Genomic DNA, 19,409 nt, shown 5'->3' with positions numbered 1-19,409 from the left:
CTATTCTGGAGTTCCCACTCAACCTGGGCGCCTCATCCACGTTAACGGATGTTTCGAGGCACGGTGTTACCGTGCGAACGAGGGTGGTACCACGAAGCGATGCTTTCGTCCCTTTCCACAGGGGCAGGCATCGCTTTTTTTCGTTTCGTTCAGAATTTAAGGAGGAATTGTTCATGAAACCGCTCAAATCATTGACTGGCGCACAGATTCGCCAAATGTACTTAGATTTCTTTAAATCAAAAGGTCACAGCGTTGAGCCGAGTGCTTCGCTCGTTCCGGTCGAAGACCCGACTCTTTTGTGGATCAACTCAGGCGTAGCGACACTCAAAAAATATTTTGATGGTCGTGTCATCCCTGCGAACCCACGCATCGTCAACGCTCAAAAATCGATTCGGACGAACGATATCGAGAACGTTGGGAAGACCGCTCGTCACCATACATTCTTCGAAATGCTCGGAAACTTCTCAGTCGGTGAATACTTCCGTGAAGAAGCAATCACATGGGGTTGGGAGCTATTGACGAGTGACGAATGGTACGGTCTCGACACGGAGCGCCTGTCCGTCACGATTCACCCGGACGATGAAGAGTCGAAACAGATCTGGTTGAAGCTCGGTGTGCCGGCTGACCGCATCATCCCGCTTGAAGATAACTTCTGGGAAATCGGTGAAGGCCCGTCTGGTCCGAATACAGAGATTTTCTTCGACCGAGGACCAGCGTTTGGAGACGACCCGACCGACCCTGAACTGTATCCAGGTGGGGAGAACGAGCGTTACCTTGAAATCTGGAACATCGTATTCAGTCAATATAACCATGATGGGCACGGGAATTATACGGAACTCCCACGTAAAAACATTGATACGGGGATGGGACTCGAACGGATGGTGAGCGTCCTTCAAGATGTTCCGACGAACTTCGATACCGATCTCTTCATGCCGATCATTCGTGAAACAGAAAAGATCAGCGGAGACGTTTACCGCCAAGATAGCAGCAAAGATGTCGCGTTCAAAGTCATCGCGGACCATATTCGTACCGTATCGTTCGCGATTGGTGATGGGGCACTTCCGTCGAACGAAGGACGTGGATATGTACTTCGTCGCCTCCTCCGTCGTGCCGTGCGTTATGCGAAGATGCTTGGCATCGAGCGTCCGTTCATGTATGAACTCGTCGATGTTGTCGGAGACATCATGATCGACTTCTATCCACAAGTGACTGAGAAGAAAGATTTCATTAAAAAAGTCATTAAAAACGAGGAAGAGCGTTTCCATGAAACATTGAACGATGGACTCGCGATCTTGAACGAAGTTGCAAAAGCACAAAAGGCAGCAGGGTCGAACGTGATCAGCGGTGAAGATGCGTTCCGTCTTTATGACACATACGGCTTCCCACTTGAATTGACAATCGAATACGCAGAAGATCATCAGATGACGGTCGATGAAGACGGCTTCAAAGAAGCGATGAATGAGCAACGTGAACGTGCACGACAAGCGCGTACCGACGTTGAATCGATGCAGATTCAGTCAGGTGTGCTCGCGGACATCACGATGCCATCGACGTTCCTCGGCTACAACAATTTAGAGACGAATGCAAAAATTGTCAGCTTGATTCACGATGGCGAACTCGTCGATGTCGTCGCTGCCGGGGAAGAAGCACAAGTGATGCTCGATCAGACACCATTCTACGCAGAAAGCGGTGGTCAAATCGGTGACAAAGGACAAATCGTCGGAGAAGATTTCGTTCTTCGTGTCAAAGATGTGTCAAAAGCACCGAACGGTCAAAACTTACACACGGTCACGGTCGAATCAGGTGTGGCAAAAGCGGAAGCGGCAGTCACGGCAACGGTCGACCAAGCATCACGTCAAGCGATCGTGAAAAACCATACGGCGACGCATCTTCTTCACCGCGCGCTAAAAGACACGCTCGGCGAGCACGTCAACCAGGCTGGATCACTCGTGACACCAGATCGCCTTCGTTTTGACTTCTCTCACTTCGGTCAAGTGACACCCGACGAGCTTCAATCGATTGAGCGTCAAGTAAACGAGAAGATTTGGGCATCGATCGGTGTCGACATCGAAGAGATGAACATCGCTGATGCGAAAGCAAAAGGAGCGATGGCACTCTTTGGTGAGAAATATGGCGATGTCGTTCGCGTCGTATCAGCAGGTGACTACTCGGTTGAACTTTGTGGTGGTTGCCACGTATCCAATACGGCTGAAATCGGACTCTTTAAAATCTTGTCTGAGTCAGGGATTGGCGCTGGGACACGTCGAATCGAAGCGGTCACAGGTGCTGGCGCATACGAAGTGATGAACCTGCAAATCGAGACGCTTGAAGCGGCAGCGAAACTATTGAAGACGAAACCTCTCGAGGTTCCGGTACGTGTTCAGGCACTTCAGGCTGAAATCAAAGAAGTAGAGCGCGCTTCAGAGTCACTCAAAGCGAAGCTTGCGAACATCGAAGCGTCTTCTTTAACAGATGCAATCGAGACAATCGGTGACGTCCAATTGATCGCGAAACGTGTCGATGGACAAGATATGGATGCTCTTCGTAGCATGGTCGACGACTTGAAAGGAAAACTCGGTTCTGCCGTGATCATCCTTGGGTCTGCGAACGGAGACAAAGTCAACCTCGTCGCGGGCGTGACGAAAGACTTGAATGACCGAGGCTTCCATGCCGGAAAACTCATTAAAGAAGTTGCGACACGTTGCGGTGGCGGCGGTGGCGGTCGTCCAGACATGGCGCAAGCCGGAGGGCGCGATGTAACAAAACTAGATGAAGCATTGAAGTTTGCTTCACATTATGTCCAATCACTGGCATAATAGAGTGTGAAGTGCAAACGGAAAGAGGTGGATTCTTGTGAGCCAAATGGATCGCACGATGCAATTCAATTTTCCAGAAGATGATCAACGTGCTAACACACGCGAAACGCTGATTACGGTATATCAAGCACTCGAGGAAAAAGGATATCAACCGATCAATCAAATCGTGGGATACTTATTGTCAGGTGACCCTGCCTACATTCCACGTCATAATGATGCGCGAAACTTGATTCGCAAAATTGAGCGGGACGAACTACTCGAAGAGTTGGTCAAATCGTATTTGAACGATCGTAGAGAGGGTTAATATGAAGCGAGTCATGGGACTCGATGTCGGTTCGAAAACAATTGGTGTCGCGGTAAGTGACCTAATGGGATGGACGGCACAAGGTGTGGAGACAGTCTACTGGACTGAACCTGACTTTGAAGAGGCCGTTCGTCTCCTTCGTCCGATTATCGAACAGTACGATGTGAAAGAAGTTGTTGTCGGTCACCCGAAAAACATGAACGGAACAATCGGTCCTCGTGGAGAGGCATCAGAAGCATTTGCTGAAGCCCTCACTGAACAGACTGGTCTTCCGAGTGTGTTGGTGGACGAACGATTGACGACGATGCAGGCGGAACGGATGCTCATTTCAGCAGATGTCAGCCGCAAAAAGAGAAAAGCGGTCATCGACAAAATGGCGGCCGTGATGATTTTACAAAACTACCTGGATCGTTCCGGGAATTAAAGGAGGAATCTCTCATGGCAGAAATCCGTCGTGAAGAAGAAATGTACCGTATTCCAGATGAAAATGGAGACGAGCATTTATTTGCAGAAATTTTCCGTATGACAAGCGATCGCACGAAAAAGACATTCGTCGTGCTTGAGCCGGTCGGCGCTCCGGAAACAGAAGATGAAGACACAATCGAAGTATATGCATTTGAAATTGAAGAACTTGAAGATGGCGAATTCATCTTGAAGCTTGTCGAAGACGATGAAGACTTTGACGAGGTTATGGAAGCATTCGATGTCGTCAGCGACGAAGTCGGTCTAGACTAAATAGGGGACGGGCGGCTAGGGATCATCCCTCGTCGCCTCTCTTTTTAAAAAGAACAGGGGAGAAATGCATGAATCATCCATCTATGTCAGATGAGAAACGTGCCCGCAACCGAATCGTTCGCCGTATCACGGTTGTCATCCTTGCGATCTTCCTTCTCGTCATCGCCACAGGATCTGCTCTCGCATATGTATTTGTGAAGCGCTCTGTCGAACCGATTGACCCGACATCGACGGAAACGGTCGAGGTCGAAGTCCCACTCGGAGCTGGTTCGGGATACATTGGTGAATTACTTGAAGAGAATGGGCTTGTAAGGAGTAGCACGATTTTCCGTTTCTATACACGCTTTAAAAATGAATCTTCGTTTCAGGCGGGGACGTATACACTATCTCCGTCACAATCAATCGATGAGTTGATTGAAACGTTGCAAACAGGTAAAGTCATTGTGGTCCCTGATATCAAGCTTGTCATTCCGGAAGGGTTCACAATCGACCAGGTGATTGCGCGACTTGCGAAAGTCGCCGAGATTCCGAAAGAAGAAATTTCAGAACAATTGAGTGACCGTGAATACATTCAGTCTCTCGTGAATGAGCACGAAATGTTGACGGAGGAAGTGTTGCAGGACGGCATCTATCATCCGCTTGAAGGATACCTGTTCCCAGCCACGTATGAATTTAATAAAGGGGTAACACTCAACGAAATTATCGATGAGATGTTATTGCCGACTGAAAGTATGTATCAAGAATACAAAGGTCGTTTAGCTGATTCAGGACGTACGTTCCACGAGACGCTCTCTCTTGCATCCGTTGTCGAGAAAGAGGCCGTGTCGACGGAAGACAGAAAAGAAATCGCCGGTGTCTTCGAGAATCGTTTAAACGACGGAATGAGATTACAATCTGACCCGACCGTTTGGTACGGTACAGGAGAAACATCAATTTTCACTTCGTTCGCTGACTTGGAGAACGATTCCTTATATAATACGTATCGTTATGAAGGCATTCCAGTTGGACCGATTGCGGCCGTGAGCCGTGACGCCTTTGAGGCAGTGCTCAACCCGAACGATACAGAGAACATTTACTTCTACGCACGCCCTCCACGTGAAGGGTTCCCGAATGGTGAAGTCTTGTTCGAAGTCAACTATGAGGACCATCAACAAAACGTCAATAAGTACCGTTCCGAATGGGAAGCGTTTGAAGAAGCAAACAGTAATTGATGGGACGACCGGAAGCATCTGCTTCCGGTCGTTTGAATGAAGAGAGTGAAGAGGTGGAACGAGTGGACCATGCATCCTATGAAGGATATGTAGAAAAATTGATTAATGACCGCTCCCCGCTGTTGACGGAGATGGAGGCATTCGCGCGCGTTCACCATGTTCCGATTATGGATCTGACAGGTTCTGAAGTGCTTCTCTCGTTACTGGCGATGCAACGACCGGCTCGAATCCTCGAAGTAGGGACGGCGATCGGCTATAGTGCCATTCGCATGGCGGAGTTGTTGCCGGATGCGGAAATCGTCACAATTGAGCGGAATGCTCGCCGGTTTGAAGAAGCGACGGGCTTCATCAAGCGATCAGATGTTCGTGATCGTATCACGCTCATTCATGGTGATGCTGTCGAATTGATCGGTTCGATTGAAGGGAAGTTCGATGCGGTATTTATTGATGCGGCGAAAGGACAATATCAAAAATTTTTTGATGGGTATGGCGCTTTAGTACCAATTGGTGGTACGATTTACAGCGATAATTTGTTTTTGAGAGGAGACGTCCTGCTTGAAGACGTATCAGTACTTGATCGTCGAAGACGCCGGCTTGTCCGTCTTGTAAAACAATTTACTGAGCAATTGATGGCACGGACCGATTATCATACTGCAATTTTGCCCCTTGGTGATGGCCTAGCAATCAGTCGTAAATTACGATGAGGAGGACTTAACTTTGATGCAACATAAACCCGTCATTATTGGCGTGGCCGGGGGGACCGGATCTGGAAAAACGACCGTGGCCCGCGCGCTCGTCGATTCGTTTCAAGGTCAATCGGTCGTCATGATTGAGCAAGACGCGTATTATAAGGATCAATCAGAGATGACAATGGAGGAACGGTACAAAACGAACTACGACCACCCCTTCGCCTTTGATAACGATTTGTTAATCGAACATATCCAACAGTTACAACAGCATCAGGCAGTCGAGAAACCAGTATATGATTATGCGGCCCATACACGGTCGGACGAGACGATTTTGATCGAGCCGGTCGATGTCGTCATCGTAGAAGGCATATTGGCGCTCGAAGATGCCCGTTTACGTGATTTAATGGATATTAAAGTCTTCGTGGACACAGATGCGGACGTTCGAATTTTAAGACGAATGCAACGTGATATTAATGAACGTGGACGCTCGATTGATTCAGTCGTGGCACAGTATACGAACGTCGTACGTCCGATGCATTTGCAATTCTGTGAACCGACGAAGCGGTACGCGGACATCATCGTTCCTGAAGGCGGAGAAAACTTTGTCGCGATTGATTTACTCGTGACAAAAATCCGTTGGGTGCTCACTGAGCGCAATCGCGCGTGAGGAAATAAATCGTTTTCAATTCACCCCTAGCTGTAATATACTAGGAGACAATGAAGGAGTGACAGAAATGGCTGAAAAACAACACTATATGACGTTAGACGGAAAAGCGAAAATCGAGAATGAATTAAACGAACTGAAGACGGTGCGCCGTAAAGAAGTCGTTGAAAATATTAAGATTGCTCGTGATTTCGGTGATTTGTCAGAGAACGCGGAATATGACGCGGCAAAAGAAGAACAAGCGATGGTCGAGGGACGAATCGCACAACTAGAAGAGATGCTCCGCAATGCGGTCATCATTCAAGATGACGCAGGGGATAACTCGGTTGTCTCTATCGGTAAGACAGTGACGTTCTTCATTCAAGAAGACAATGAAGACGAGACGTATACAATCGTTGGTGGAGCCGAAGCGGACCCGTTCACAGGGAAGATTTCGAATGAATCACCGATTGCCAAGGCGTTGCTTGGACGTACAATCGGAGACGTGGTTACGGTTCAAACACCGGGTGGCGACATGGTCGTCGAAATAAAAGAAATCAAATAATGCGAAGAGCGACCTCCTATTCGGAAGTCGCTCTCTTTATGAGGAGGAACCGGAATGAAAGTAGGCATCATCGGCGCGATGGAAGAAGAAGTGAATTTGCTTCGGAATGAGTTGACGGAACGGAAAGATACGGAAATCGCAAACTATCATTTTTATGAAGGCTATCTTGGAAACATGCAAGTCGTCATCTTGAAGTCGGGCATCGGCAAAGTCAATGCGGCAATCGGGACGACACTCTTGATTGATAAGTTCAAGCCGGACGTTGTCATCAATACAGGCTCTGCCGGCGGCTTTAAAAAAGGAATGAAGGTCGGCGACGTCGTCGTCTCGACGGAAGTCCGTCACCACGATGTCGACGTGACTGCTTTCGGGTATGAATACGGGCAAGTTCCAGGGATGCCGCCGGCGTATGAGGCAGATGCCAAACTCGTCAGTGTCTGTAAAGATGTGATTGAAAGCTTGCCTGATGTGAATGTCCACCAAGGGTTGATCGTCACAGGAGATTCATTCATCAATGACTCGAAACGTGTAGCAGACATTCTTGGACATTTCGACGAGGTCGCTGCTGTCGAGATGGAAGCTGCACCAATTGCACAAACATGTTATCAGTTCGGCGTACCGTTCGTCGTGACACGTTCCATCTCGGATAGTGCGGATGAAGAGGCGAACTTGTCATTCGATGAATTTTTAGAAACGGCTTCGATTAATTCTGCGAAGATGGTCATGGCTGTTACGAAGCGACTAGAAAAGGCATAACCGAGTTATACCGAAGAGGATGCATTGACATCCTCTTTTTATTCCCTTATATTAGTACCAGATACTAAGAATAGGGGTCGACGATATGAATATTGGAATCATCGGCATCGGATCGTTCTTACCGGACAATCGGGTGACAAATATCGATTTAGAAAAGCGAATGGATACGAGCGATGAATGGATTCGTACGCGTACAGGCATCGAGGCACGACATTTAGCAGAAACAGGGACGTCGGTTGCAGATATGGCAACACGTGCCGCAGAGCGTGCTCTACAGAGCGCAGGAGTCACGATTGATGAGATTGAGGCAATCGTTTGTGCGACGGCTACAGCACCATCTTTCCCGGCAACAGCATGCCTCGTGCAGGCGAATCTCGGTGCAAAGCGGGCTGTGGCGTTTGACGTGAGTGCAGCATGTAGCGGATTCATCTTTGCGATGGACACTGCGAAGAGCTTGATGGATTCAAAAGGGTTTAAAAAGACGCTCGTTATCGGGGCAGAAAAGATGGGAAGTCTGATTGATTGGGATGATCGATCGACCGCCGTTTTGTTTGGGGACGGGGCAGGTGCCGTCGTACTTGGAGAAGATGAGGTCGCTTCGATTGACTCATTCGTACTCGGAAGTGACGGTACGGGTGGTAAATACCTATATGAGAATGAAGAGGGTAAAATCGTCATGAATGGTCGTGAAGTCTTCAAGTTTGCGGTACGTAAAATGCCGGAAATCGTACTTGAAGCGCTTAATAAAGCGGATAAATCACTGAATGACCTCGATGTTCTCGTACCGCATCAGGCGAACCGCAGAATCATCGATGCTGCGATGGAACGGTTGAGTTTAGAAGAAGAGAAAGTCGTCATGACCATTCAGGACCATGCAAACACATCGGCAGCATCCATTCCGCTCGCTTTAGCCGAAGCGGTAAAATCAGGTAAAATCCAAGATGGACAAACGGTCGTCATCGCAGGGTTCGGTGCCGGTCTCACATGGGGTGCTAGCTGTTTGACATGGAATCAGGCAACAATTACGGAGGGGAATCATCTATGAAACGAGTAGTAGTAACAGGGTTAGGAGTCGTATCACCGTTAGGAAACGACGTGTCGACAATGTGGGATCGCCTTTTAAAAGGGGACAATGCGATTGATACGTTGACGAAGATTGACATCAGTCAGTATCCGGCGAAGGTTGGGGCAGAAGTGAAAGAATGGAGCATTGAACACTTAGTTGAACCGAAAGAAGCACGTAAGATGGACTCTTTCATTCAATATTCACTTTTAGCAGCAGATGCTGCGCATAAAGACAGTGGGCTCGATGTGAAAGCGATGGCGGATGATGTCGGTACTTGGATTGGGAGCGGAATCGGTGGCGTCGAAACGATTGATAAACAATCTGCCATCCTACACGAACGTGGACCACGTCGTGTCAGTCCATTCTTCATTCCAATGATGATTCCGAATATGGCTAGCGGACAAGTGTCTATTTATCTTGGCGCAAAAGGACCGAGTAACTGTTCCGTGACAGCTTGTGCATCAGGGACGAACTCTATCGGGGAAGCGTTCCGCGTTATTCAACGTGGAGATGCGATTGCGATGTTCGCTGGTGGGGCGGAAGCACCGATCACACCACTCTCGTTCGCAGGGTTCTGTTCTAACAAAGCATTGTCAACGAATCCGGATCCAAGTACGGCGTGCCGTCCGTTTGACGAGAATCGTGACGGGTTTGTCATGGGAGAAGGAGCAGGTGTGCTCGTCTTAGAAGAATATGAGCATGCATTAGCACGAGGTGCGAAAATGTATGCAGAAGTCGTCGGATACGGCATGAGTTCAGATGCTTATCACATCACAGCACCGTCACCAGAGGCAGAAGGTGGCTCGAAGGCGATGAGTGAAGCGATTCGTGATGCCGGGATTAAACCGGAAGAAGTTCAATACATCAACGCGCATGGAACGAGCACGCCGCTCAACGATATGCTCGAAACAAAAGCGATTCGTCGTGTGTTCGGAGAACATGCCGACAAGCTCGCAGTGAACTCCTCGAAATCGATGATTGGACACCTCCTTGGTGGTGCAGGTGGCGTCGAGGCCGTCATCACAGCGCTTTCGATTCATGAAGGTAAAATTCATCCGACGATTAACTGCGAATCACCTGCAGCGGATTGTGATTTAGACTATGTACGAGAAGGAAATCGGGAACTTGAAATCCAGTATGCACTTAGTAACTCACTCGGCTTCGGGGGCCACAATGCGACACTCGCATTTGCGAAAGTGACGAACTGACGGTAGAAATATCATTCAAAAAAGGTTAGGGTATAAGGGTTGGTCTAACAGAAAGGAGCACAACGAATGAAAAAGAAATCATTCATCGTGACCGCCTTGTTAGGTTCAGTCCTTATCCTTTTTTTATTTATTTGGAACGAACAACGAGAGCAGTCACGTGAACTATTACCGCCAGAAGAGCAAACCTTGACGATTTACGGAGAGTCACTTCCAACACAACCGGATGTCATGTTAGCGATTGATCCGGCATCACAAACAATATTGTCGCATCTATATGAAGGACTGTATCGCTTTGGTGAAGATGGGTCCATCGAGCCGGCCCTTGTCGAAAAATTGGAGCGTTCAGAAGACGGGACGGTATATACGTTTACGTTAAAAGAGAGTACGACAACAGAAGGAAACGCGATTACGGCGCAAACGTTCATCGACCATTTTCGTAAACTTGTCGATGATGACACGAATTCACCATTCAGTTTTTTACTCGCAGATGTCAAATCGGCAAAAGAAATTGGTTTGGGGCAAAAAGAGCCCAGTACGTTAGGAGTTAAGGCAATCGATGATCAAACGCTCGAGCTGACCCTCATCCGACCGATGGAAGGATTCGAGAAGGTACTAGCGATGCCCGCATTTTTACCACAACTATCGGCGAAGGCGTGGGATGAACTAGAAACAAACGGTCCGTTTGAAATCAATTCAATTGATGATACAACTGTCTCGATACATAAAAACGAAACGTATCGTGAGGCGGAGAGCGTCATGCTCGAAACCGTTTCTATCCGTAGTGAGCCGAACTTGTCCGAAACATCCGGGATGCATCCGGTTCCATATGATTTTGACATGTCTACTGTTAACGAAGAGGTCATGACGATTCGGGACGTACCACGGAGTGGTGTATTTTACTTAAAACCGAATGTTGAAAAAGCACCGTTTAATGATGTAGCGTTTCGACAAGCCCTCGCGTTGACATTAGAACGGACGGCGATTGAAGATTCTCTCGCACGAGCGGAGCAAACAACGGAACGATTGCTCGTCATGGACGAAAAGTCAGCTGTCAAAGAGCTAGAAGGAGACCCCAGTCAATTATTTGAGGATGTAAAACAACGTCTCAAGAAGGACGAAGTGGAGATTGAACTGCTTAGTTTTGTTGATGAGGAAGCACGCCAAATTTCAACAAAGTTGAAAGAGAATTTAGAACAGTTGGACGGATTAACAGTCAAAGTCATCGAGCTTCCCTTAGGAGATAAAGTTAGGAAAGAAGTCTCAGGTGATTACGCATTCTCCTTGTCGGGTTGGCAACCAGACTATCCAATGTTATCAGCCTATTTGACTCAATTTGAGACAGAAAATGTGTTGAATTCGAGTCGATATGCAAGTGAGTCGTATGATGAGTTGCTAGATCAGGCGCGCGTGACAGAGAATTTAGATGAACGAAACAAGATCTTACGACAGGCAGAAGCACAGTTGTTAGAAGAAGCAGTTGTTATGCCAATCTATCAAGCAGGACGTTCATATATGATTGATAAAAGTTATGAACATGTCGGTTATCCGGTCATCGGTCCTTCATATGTCCTAACGTTTACAAAAAAATATGAAAATTGAGCTAAAAGCCCGCCGCTGTAGGCGGGCTTTTAGCCTATAGAGAAAATTTTTTAGAAAAATCAAAATAAACACTTTGCAAAATTATCAGAATATTGTATTATTGCATCAACGGGATTTTGGTAACAAATACTGTCAGAACAAATGACTGAATTTTCTACCATCATTCAATTCGTTAAAACGAAAAAATCAGGGGGTCATCGCAATGAATAAGAAAAAAGGTTTTGCTTTAGCATCTTCGGTTACACTTTTATCTAGTGCATTCCTAGCTGCATGTTCGACAGGGGATGAAGACACAGGGTCTTCAAACGGATCAGGTTCGGAAGGTTCTGCAGATGAAGCGCAAGTCCTCAACTTGCTCGACAGCTCGGATATTCCTTCACTTAACCCTACACTCGCAACGGATGCTGTATCGTTCAACGTGTTGAACAACGTTAACGAAGGTCTTTACCGTATGGATGAGAACGATGAGCCAACTCCGGGTATGGCTGAATCTCACGAAGTTTCAGAAGACGGGAAGACTTACACATTCAAGCTTCGTGAAGGCGCGACTTGGTCAAACGGGGAGCCTGTCACAGCGAACGACTTCGAATACGCTTGGAAAGAAGTACTCAACCCAGATAACGCTTCACAATATGCATACGTTATGTCTGTCATCGAAGGCGCAGATGCGTACAATACAGGCGAAGGCGAACGCGATGCAGTAGGCGTTAAAGCAATCGACGATCAAACACTTGAAGTTAAATTGACAGCACCAGCTGACTACTTCCTCGGATTGACAAGCTTTGGTGTCTTCATGCCAAAACTTGAATCATTCGACACAGAGCAAGGCGAAAACTTCGGTACATCTGCAGAGACGACTCTTTACAACGGACCGTTCAAACTCGATAGCTGGGAGCGCGAACAAGGTTGGAAGATGGTCAAGAACGAAGACTATTGGGATGCAGAAGCAGTTAAACTTGAAGAAATCAACGTTAAAGTCGTTAAAGAAGTTTCGACAGGTGTTAACTTGTACGAAAATGGTGACGTTGACCGCACAGGCTTGACTTCGGAGCTCGTAGCCCAATATCAAGATAACGAAGACTTCTCAACAGTCGTAGAACCGACGATTTTCTATCTCCAATTCAACACAGAAGTGGAAGAGCTTAACAACCAAAAAATTCGTAATGCGATTGACCGCGCTTACGACAAGTCTGCGATTGCAGAAACACTTCTTGCGAACGGTTCAATCCCTGCGAACTTCTTCGTTCCAAAAGACTTCGCATCAGGTCCTGACGGAAAAGACTTCCGTGAAGGTAATGGAGATATCGGCGGATACAACGTTGAAGAAGCTCAAAAACTTTGGGAAGAAGGGCTTTCTGAGCTCGGAACAGAAGAAATTGAACTTGAACTTCTCAACTATGACTCAGAATCTGCGAAGCAAATCGGTGAGTTCATTAAAGGTGAACTAGAGAAAAACCTTCCAGGTATGACGGTTACTATCAAGCAACAGCCGTTCAATAACAAACTTGACCTTGAGAACAACGGAGACTTCGAGTTCACGTTCGCTGGTTGGGGTCCTGACTACCAAGATCCAATGACATTCGTTGACCTCTTCGTCACTGACGGACCATACAACCGTGGTAAATGGTCGAACGAAGAATTCGATAAACTCATCGCTGATGCGAAATCAAGCACAGACCCTGCTGAGCGTTGGACTCAAATGCAAGATGCTGAGAAAATTGTTCTTGAAGAGAACGCAATCTCACCAGTTTACCAACGTGGTTCAGCTCGCCTTACGAAACCATACGTTAAGGATATCGTCGAGCATGCATTCGGTGCGGACTACTCTTACAAGTGGGCTTCAATCGAAGGCAAAGAATAATCAATCATCTTTACTAAGAGAGACAGGGACGCCTGTCTCTCTTTTTTGTGTATTAAAAAGACTCTCAAAAAATGAACTGCACCCCAATTGTTAGACACATCTAACAATTGGGGTGCAGTTTTTTAATAGGTTAAATTACTTTTTCACTTTTGCCCGTTTGCGACTAAGACCCATCGCTTTTTCAATCTTCGCGAGATTTTTATTGGCGACGGCTTCTGCTTTCGCGCGGCCAGCATCGAGAATTTCATCGAGTTCTGTAGAATCGATCAGTTCGTGGAAACGCGCTTGAATCGGTTCAAGTAAAGCGACGACAGCTTCCGCCACATCTTGCTTGAACGTTCCATAATTGGAGTTCTCATATTGTTTGACGAGGTCGTCAATCGATGTCCCTGTCGAGAGTGAATAAATTTCCAATAAGTTTGAAATACCTGGTTTGTTCTCACGATCGAACGAGATGACACCGCTCGAGTCCGTGACGGCACTCTTAATCTTCTTACGAATGACATTTGGTTCATCGAGCATTGAAATATACCCTTTTGCGTTTGTATCCGATTTTGACATCTTCTTCGTCGGATTCGTAAGAGACATAATGCGTGCGCCTTCTTTTTGAATGAGTGGTTCTGGCAACGTGAACGTCTCGTAGTAGCGTTTATTGAAACGTTCTGCCAAATCACGCGTTAATTCGATGTGTTGCTTTTGGTCATCCCCGACAGGAACGAGTTCTGTATTGTATAACAAGATATCAGAGGCCATGAGGGTCGGATAAACAAACAACCCTGCGCCAACGTTTTCGTTGCCTCGCGACTTATCTTTGTATTGCGTCATGCGTCCGAGTTCACCCATGCCGGCGATACATGTTAACATCCATCCAAGTTGGGCGTGCGCTTTTACTTCAGACTGTACGAAAATGGTTGCTTTCTCTGGATCGAGACCCGATGCAAGATAAAGTGCTGCTAGTTTCCTTGTGTTGTTCATGAGCTCGATGCGGTCAAGTTGAACTGTGATTGAATGTAAATCGACGATACAATAATATGCATTGTGATCGTCTTGTAGGTCGACGAATTGCTTCATCGCGCCAAGGTAGTTTCCGAGCGTCACGACGCCGGTCGGTTTAATACCTGAAAAAATAGTTGCCATGTGTATACACCTCCGTAAAATATAAAAAACCGCAGTCGTCCGCCCGAAAAAATCGGGACGAATAACCGCGGTGCCACCCAAATTTGCATGAAATATGCCACTTGAACGCAATAACGAGCGTGAACCGTCTCGCCATACTCAAGTTCAAGCGAGCCACTCCAAAGTCCATTCGTTCAAAGCCTTATCATCTACTCGCAGCACCGTAGACTCTCTGGAGAAAAGGAAATTTGAACTACTTGTCTTCTTCCATGTGTTCTTATTCTGCATTAAGTTTAGCACAGGATCCGGCTAACTAAAAGATGAATTAAATCAACGCAATGAGGAATGAGAGTACGGTACTCCCGACTCCCACATACACCCAGCTCCACGCTGATTGTTTGCGAAGAAGACGATCTTCAGGATCTTCTTCCTCGTCCTCTTCATAGTCTGAATCGATTTCTTTAAGTTTCGCCCGTCGATTTCGTTTGAAACCATACATGAAGCCATCGAACAGACCGGTCGCGCTCATATGTGAAAACATTCCGATCGCAAACGTGAGAATTCCTGAAACGAATAATCCGCCACTCAAATGAAAGAGAAAAGATTCACTTCGATAATAGGCGGAAAAGGACCAAATGGTGTAGACGATTGTGACAATTCCCCAAACAAAAAATATATTTCGAAACTTTTTCAACGCTGTAATCTCCTTTCAAACCGTAGAAGGTATGAGTCGCCATTCTATGTTTCTTCTATGATACTAGTAAGACGGGGGGGAAAGCGAGTGTGAAAGGTAGATTTTATGATAGCGTTTTATTCCATAGTTGACAGTTTGATTAAAAATTTCTTACAATAGCCCTAACGTTCTTTCGTCGAATACTTTATGAAATATTCAGAAAATTAAAGAAAAAGTAAGATGTTCATTCGACGAACGGCTAGCTTTTCAAATCGAAAGGGGAAATCGCAATGAAGAAAAAATCGATTCTGCTCATGATGACACTCATCTTAGCACTCGGTTCAGTACTCGCAGCTTGTTCGACAGGCGGAGACTCTGATGGCGACGGTTCTTCAAATGGAGAAAAAGTTCTTCGTTTGACGGATACGTCAGATATCACAACAGCCGACCCGGCGCTTGCTACAGATGCGGTCGCATTCAACTTGATCGCAAACACGATGGAAGGTCTTTACCGTCTTGATAAAGATGGAAATGCCGTTCCGGCACTCGCAGAAAGTGAGCCGGAAGTAAGCGAAGACGGAACTGTTTATACGTTCAAACTTCGTGATGCTGAATGGTCAAACGGAGAACCGGTCACAGCAAATGACTTCGTTTATGCATGGCAACGTGCTGTCGATCCTGCGACAGGTTCACAGTACGCTTACATCATGAACACAATTAAAAACGCTGAGGCGATCAACACAGGTGACACGCCGAAAGAAGAGCTTGGCGTAAAAGCAATTGACGAGAAGACACTCGAAGTCACTCTTGAGCGTCCAGACCCATCATTCCTTTCGCTTACTTCATTCGGTACGTTCACACCAATCAATGAAGCATTTGCAACCGAAGCGGGAGAAGATTTCTCAACAAACCCTGAAAACCTTCTTTACAATGGACCGTTCACATGGACTAATTGGGATCGTGAACAAGGATATGTCTTAACGAAAAATGACACGTACTGGGATAAAGAAAACGTCGCACTTGATTCTGTTGACGTAAAAGTTGTTAAAGAAACATCTACAGTCGTGAACTTGTATGAAGCTGGTGATGTGGATTACGCTGGCCTTGCATCTGAACAAGTCGCAGCATTCCAAGAAGATGAAGACTACAACACAGGTCTTCGTTCGTCAATCGGCTACTTCAAGTTCAATCATGAAGATGAGATTTTCTCTGATGTAAATGCACGTAAGGCAATCGCACGTGCAGTTGACCCATCAGGAATCATCGATCAGCTCTTGAACAACGGTTCAATGGCAACAACTTCATTCATCCCGAAAGACTTCATCAAATATGAAGATGGAACGGATTATACTGAAGGCGTCAAATACTTCGAAACGAACGCTGAAGAAGCAGCTTCACTTTGGGAAGATGCAACAGGCGGAGAAGCGACAACGATCGAACTTCTCTCATTCGATAGCGAAGTATCGAAACAAATCTCTGAGTACATGAAAGGTCAAATCGAGTCGAACTTGCCGAACGTAACGGTTGAGATCGCGCAACAGCCTTTCAACAACAAACTCGAGCGTGAAGCAAACGGGGACTACCAAATGTCGTTCGCATTATGGGGACCTGACTATCAAGATCCACTTACAAACCTTGGTATCTTCACATCAAATAACGGCCAAAATGATATCAAGTACAAGTCATCTGAATATGACAAGTTGATTAACGAAGCATCTGCTGAAACAAACATTGATGCACGTTATGACTTGTTCAAAGAAGCAGAAGCGCTCTTGATTGAACAAGATCAAGCAATCATGCCGATTTATCAAGCTGGTGTGGCATACTTGATTCGTCCAAACATCGAAAACTTTAACCGTCAATTATTTGGTGCTGATTACCAGTACAAATACGTTGATATCAAGTAATGGAATGAGGGGGCATGCGAACCGCATGTCCCCAATTTTCTAAAAAATTCTACTAAAGTAAGAGAAAATACTGTTCAAATGTTTTGTTGGTAAAGTATAATGTAGTAACAGTGAAAATTCAGAATAATCTTTGAAAAGAATATTCTTTGTTTTCAGCCACTGTACTAAGAGCCTTGAGATGAGGTGTAATCTATTCTTTCAGAAAATTCCTTTCATTTTGTGAATTTGAAAAATGGGTCATATGTCATAGTAAAGCTGTTGGTGCAAGTAGTAGAAAGAATTAGACAAAACACAGGGGGTTTTTATTCATGGGACGTTATATCCTACAACGGCTGACTTACGGCGTCATTACGTTCTTTTTGATTGCCACGTTTACGTTCTTCCTGATGGACCTGCTCCCAGGTTCTCCGTATCAAAACCAGGAAAAACTGACAGAATCACAAATTCAATTATTGAATGACCGCTACGGACTCAATGATCCGCTGCCGGTCCGCTACGCGACGTACATCGGAAACATGCTTCAAGGTGACCTTGGTGTATCATTCCGTACAGCAAACCGTCCAGTAACTGAATTGATTATGGAACGAATCGGTCCTTCAGCACAACTAGGGCTCCAAGCATTAGTTCTCGGAACTCTTGTAGGTATATTGTTAGGTGTTGTCGCGGCAATTCGTCACAACACGGTGATCGACTATGGTGCGATGTTCATATCGGTAATCGGTATTTCTGTCCCATCTTTCGTCTTCGCAGCCCTTCTTCAGTACTATGTTGGGGTCAAATTGCAGTTGCTCCCAGTCGCATTCTGGGATTCGCCAGCACATACGATTTTGCCGACGATTTCATTATCTCTTGGAGTCACGGCATCGATTGCTCGTTTTGTCCGTACCGAGATGCTTGAGGTTACGGGACAGGACTATGTCACGCTTGCCAAGGCTAAAGGACTTAGTGGTAACGCAATTGTGTGGAAACACATGGTGCGTAACGCAATGATTCCAGCTATTACAATTTTAGGTCCGTTAACAGCGGCTCTTTTGACAGGTACATTCGTTATTGAGAAAATCTTTGCTGTACCTGGACTCGGAGAATTGTTCGTCACGTCAATCACGTTGAACGACTATACCGTAATCATGGGGACGACACTATTTTTCTCGGCTGTCTTCATTTTAATTATCTTACTTGTCGACTTGCTATACGGCGTTGTTGACCCACGTATTCGTCTTGGGGGGAATAACTGATGATTGAAAACAAAAAGAATTTCGAACAGTTCGACCAAGACATGTTCGCACCCGTAAAAATGAATGAACAGCTTGGTGAAAGAATTGCAGGAAAAAGCTTAAACTTTTGGCAAGATGCTTGGATGCGTCTAAAGAAAAACAAAGCGGCAATCGTATCGCTTTCGATTATTTTACTTCTCGTGTTGCTCTCGCTCTTTGGTCCTATGCTTTCAGGGCGTGACGCATACGAACAAAATATTTCACAAGCAAAGCTTCCGCCTAAAGTCACTGGTCTCGAATGGGCAGGCTTTGACGGGATGGCGACACTCGGAGGACGCGACATCGATTTTTATGAACAAAAGAGTGTAGAAGAGAACTTCTGGTTCGGTACGGACTATCTCGGACGTGATCTTTGGTCGCGTATTTGGGAAGGGACGCGTATTTCCCTCTTCATCGGTTTGATGGCAGCGATTATCGATACGGTCATCGGAGTCGCATACGGTGGAATCTCTGCCTACTTCGGTGGACGTACCGATAATATCATGCAACGGATCGTTGAAATTTTGACAGGTGTACCAAACTTAATCTTAATCATTCTATTCATCTTGATCTTTGACCCGGGTGTCTTCACTATCATTTTAGCCATGGCGATCACAGGATGGATTGGGATGAGTCGACTCGTTCGAGGTCAGATTTTGAAATTGAAGAACCAAGAGTTCGTCTTGGCCGCTCGTACATTAGGCGCATCAAGTACCCGTTTAATTTTCAAACACTTGATTCCTAACACGTTGGGTGCGATTATCATCACACTCATGTTCACGATTCCATCTGCCATCTTTTTCGAGGCATTCCTCAGCTTTATCGGAATCGGACTTCAACCGCCACAAGCATCACTTGGTACGTTGATCAACGATGGATACAAAGAATTACGGACATTCCCGTTCCTTCTTGTTATCCCATCGGTCATCATCGTCTTGCTCATGGTTAGCTTCAACTTGCTTGCCGATGGCTTGCGTGATGCGTTCGATCCGAAAATGCGTAAATAA

18 protein-coding genes and 1 other annotated feature are annotated in these 19,409 nt (G+C 46.1%); of the genes, 16 read left to right on the top strand and 2 right to left on the bottom strand.

Annotated features, from left to right (window positions below):
- Positions 1-173 precede the first annotated feature (173 nt).
- The 13 genes from alaS (at position 174) to KNO96_RS04385 (ending at position 13,453) form a co-directional block, all read left to right on the top strand.
- Positions 174-2,816, top strand: a complete 2,643-nt coding sequence (gene alaS / locus KNO96_RS04445; protein WP_214702345.1) for an alanine--tRNA ligase — start codon at positions 174-176, stop codon at positions 2,814-2,816.
- 37 nt (positions 2,817-2,853) lie between these two features.
- Entirely contained in the window at positions 2,854-3,120 is a 267-nt protein-coding gene (locus tag KNO96_RS04440) for an IreB family regulatory phosphoprotein (RefSeq protein WP_026826427.1), read from the top strand.
- Position 3,121: 1 nt separating this feature from the next.
- A complete protein-coding gene (gene ruvX, locus KNO96_RS04435; RefSeq protein ID WP_026826426.1) occupies positions 3,122-3,544 on the top strand; it encodes a Holliday junction resolvase RuvX in 423 nt (140 codons plus the stop codon).
- A 14-nt stretch (positions 3,545-3,558) separates the two neighbouring features.
- Positions 3,559-3,855 (top strand): DUF1292 domain-containing protein, encoded by a 297-nt coding sequence (locus KNO96_RS04430; protein WP_214702341.1) that lies wholly within the window; start codon positions 3,559-3,561, stop codon positions 3,853-3,855.
- Between the two features lie 68 nt (positions 3,856-3,923).
- Complete coding sequence (mltG, locus tag KNO96_RS04425; RefSeq protein ID WP_214702340.1) at positions 3,924-5,066, top strand: endolytic transglycosylase MltG; 1,143 nt, start codon at positions 3,924-3,926, stop codon at positions 5,064-5,066.
- A gap of 62 nt (positions 5,067-5,128) precedes the next feature.
- Positions 5,129-5,770, top strand: a complete 642-nt coding sequence (locus tag KNO96_RS04420) for an O-methyltransferase (protein ID WP_214700763.1) — start codon at positions 5,129-5,131, stop codon at positions 5,768-5,770.
- Positions 5,771-5,786: 16 nt separating this feature from the next.
- Positions 5,787-6,422 (top strand): uridine kinase, encoded by a 636-nt coding sequence (gene udk / locus KNO96_RS04415; protein ID WP_214702339.1) that lies wholly within the window; start codon positions 5,787-5,789, stop codon positions 6,420-6,422.
- Between the two features lie 67 nt (positions 6,423-6,489).
- Entirely contained in the window at positions 6,490-6,963 is a 474-nt protein-coding gene (gene greA / locus KNO96_RS04410; protein ID WP_026826421.1) for a transcription elongation factor GreA, read from the top strand.
- 54 nt (positions 6,964-7,017) lie between these two features.
- Positions 7,018-7,719, top strand: coding sequence for a 5'-methylthioadenosine/S-adenosylhomocysteine nucleosidase (gene mtnN / locus KNO96_RS04405; protein ID WP_214702337.1), 702 nt, complete (start codon positions 7,018-7,020; stop codon positions 7,717-7,719).
- 85 nt (positions 7,720-7,804) lie between these two features.
- The gene (locus tag KNO96_RS04400; protein ID WP_214702335.1) at positions 7,805-8,764 is read left to right on the top strand and encodes a beta-ketoacyl-ACP synthase III; all 960 of its coding nucleotides are present in this window, start codon (positions 7,805-7,807) and stop codon (positions 8,762-8,764) included.
- Positions 8,761-9,993, top strand: a complete 1,233-nt coding sequence (fabF, locus tag KNO96_RS04395; protein ID WP_026826418.1) for a beta-ketoacyl-ACP synthase II — start codon at positions 8,761-8,763, stop codon at positions 9,991-9,993. The genes KNO96_RS04400 and fabF overlap by 4 nt, the downstream gene beginning before the upstream one ends.
- 66 nt (positions 9,994-10,059) lie before the next feature.
- Entirely contained in the window at positions 10,060-11,592 is a 1,533-nt protein-coding gene (locus KNO96_RS04390; RefSeq protein WP_214702333.1) for a peptide ABC transporter substrate-binding protein, read from the top strand.
- A gap of 202 nt (positions 11,593-11,794) precedes the next feature.
- Positions 11,795-13,453 (top strand): peptide ABC transporter substrate-binding protein, encoded by a 1,659-nt coding sequence (locus tag KNO96_RS04385; RefSeq protein WP_214702332.1) that lies wholly within the window; start codon positions 11,795-11,797, stop codon positions 13,451-13,453.
- A 135-nt stretch (positions 13,454-13,588) separates the two neighbouring features.
- Here KNO96_RS04385 and trpS read toward each other — a convergent pair whose 3' ends face one another.
- The gene (gene trpS / locus KNO96_RS04380) at positions 13,589-14,590 is read right to left on the bottom strand and encodes a tryptophan--tRNA ligase (protein ID WP_214702331.1); all 1,002 of its coding nucleotides are present in this window, start codon (positions 14,588-14,590) and stop codon (positions 13,589-13,591) included.
- A gap of 50 nt (positions 14,591-14,640) precedes the next feature.
- Positions 14,641-14,848: a binding site (T-box leader), on the bottom strand.
- A 46-nt stretch (positions 14,849-14,894) separates the two neighbouring features.
- Positions 14,895-15,263 (bottom strand): DUF3899 domain-containing protein, encoded by a 369-nt coding sequence (locus tag KNO96_RS04375; protein WP_026826414.1) that lies wholly within the window; start codon positions 15,261-15,263, stop codon positions 14,895-14,897.
- A 269-nt stretch (positions 15,264-15,532) separates the two neighbouring features.
- On the opposite strand from KNO96_RS04375, the gene KNO96_RS04370 reads away from it, so the two are divergent.
- The 3 genes from KNO96_RS04370 to opp3C all read left to right on the top strand — a co-directional run bounded on the left by KNO96_RS04370 (position 15,533) and on the right by opp3C (position 19,409).
- A complete protein-coding gene (locus tag KNO96_RS04370; RefSeq protein WP_214702330.1) occupies positions 15,533-17,149 on the top strand; it encodes a peptide ABC transporter substrate-binding protein in 1,617 nt (538 codons plus the stop codon).
- Positions 17,150-17,457: 308 nt separating this feature from the next.
- A complete protein-coding gene (gene opp3b / locus KNO96_RS04365) occupies positions 17,458-18,384 on the top strand; it encodes an oligopeptide ABC transporter permease (protein WP_026826412.1) in 927 nt (308 codons plus the stop codon).
- Positions 18,384-19,409: an oligopeptide ABC transporter permease gene (gene opp3C, locus KNO96_RS04360; RefSeq protein ID WP_026826411.1), complete on the top strand. Its 1,026-nt coding sequence runs from the start codon at positions 18,384-18,386 to the stop codon at positions 19,407-19,409. Before opp3b ends, opp3C begins: the two co-directional genes overlap by 1 nt.

Origin of the sequence: Exiguobacterium sp. s89, assembly GCF_018617735.1 — a bacterium.
GTDB classification, from domain to species: Bacteria; Bacillota; Bacilli; order Exiguobacteriales; family Exiguobacteriaceae; genus Exiguobacterium; species Exiguobacterium marinum.
The sequence above is the reverse complement of the archived record's forward strand: the minus strand, read 5'-3'. Positions and strand labels throughout refer to the sequence as shown.

Coding starts and splice junctions, on each gene's coding strand:
- opp3C (WP_026826411.1), top strand. CDS start 18,384: ATGATTGAAAACAAAAAGAATTTCGAACAGTTCGACCAAGACATGTTC.
- KNO96_RS04430 (WP_214702341.1), top strand. CDS start 3,559: ATGGCAGAAATCCGTCGTGAAGAAGAAATGTACCGTATTCCAGATGAA.
- udk (WP_214702339.1), top strand. CDS start 5,787: ATGCAACATAAACCCGTCATTATTGGCGTGGCCGGGGGGACCGGATCT.
- KNO96_RS04390 (WP_214702333.1), top strand. CDS start 10,060: ATGAAAAAGAAATCATTCATCGTGACCGCCTTGTTAGGTTCAGTCCTT.
- KNO96_RS04400 (WP_214702335.1), top strand. CDS start 7,805: ATGAATATTGGAATCATCGGCATCGGATCGTTCTTACCGGACAATCGG.
- mtnN (WP_214702337.1), top strand. CDS start 7,018: ATGAAAGTAGGCATCATCGGCGCGATGGAAGAAGAAGTGAATTTGCTT.
- greA (WP_026826421.1), top strand. CDS start 6,490: ATGGCTGAAAAACAACACTATATGACGTTAGACGGAAAAGCGAAAATC.
- mltG (WP_214702340.1), top strand. CDS start 3,924: ATGAATCATCCATCTATGTCAGATGAGAAACGTGCCCGCAACCGAATC.
- KNO96_RS04370 (WP_214702330.1), top strand. CDS start 15,533: ATGAAGAAAAAATCGATTCTGCTCATGATGACACTCATCTTAGCACTC.
- trpS (WP_214702331.1), bottom strand. CDS start 14,590: ATGGCAACTATTTTTTCAGGTATTAAACCGACCGGCGTCGTGACGCTC.
- alaS (WP_214702345.1), top strand. CDS start 174: ATGAAACCGCTCAAATCATTGACTGGCGCACAGATTCGCCAAATGTAC.
- KNO96_RS04385 (WP_214702332.1), top strand. CDS start 11,795: ATGAATAAGAAAAAAGGTTTTGCTTTAGCATCTTCGGTTACACTTTTA.
- opp3b (WP_026826412.1), top strand. CDS start 17,458: ATGGGACGTTATATCCTACAACGGCTGACTTACGGCGTCATTACGTTC.
- ruvX (WP_026826426.1), top strand. CDS start 3,122: ATGAAGCGAGTCATGGGACTCGATGTCGGTTCGAAAACAATTGGTGTC.
- fabF (WP_026826418.1), top strand. CDS start 8,761: ATGAAACGAGTAGTAGTAACAGGGTTAGGAGTCGTATCACCGTTAGGA.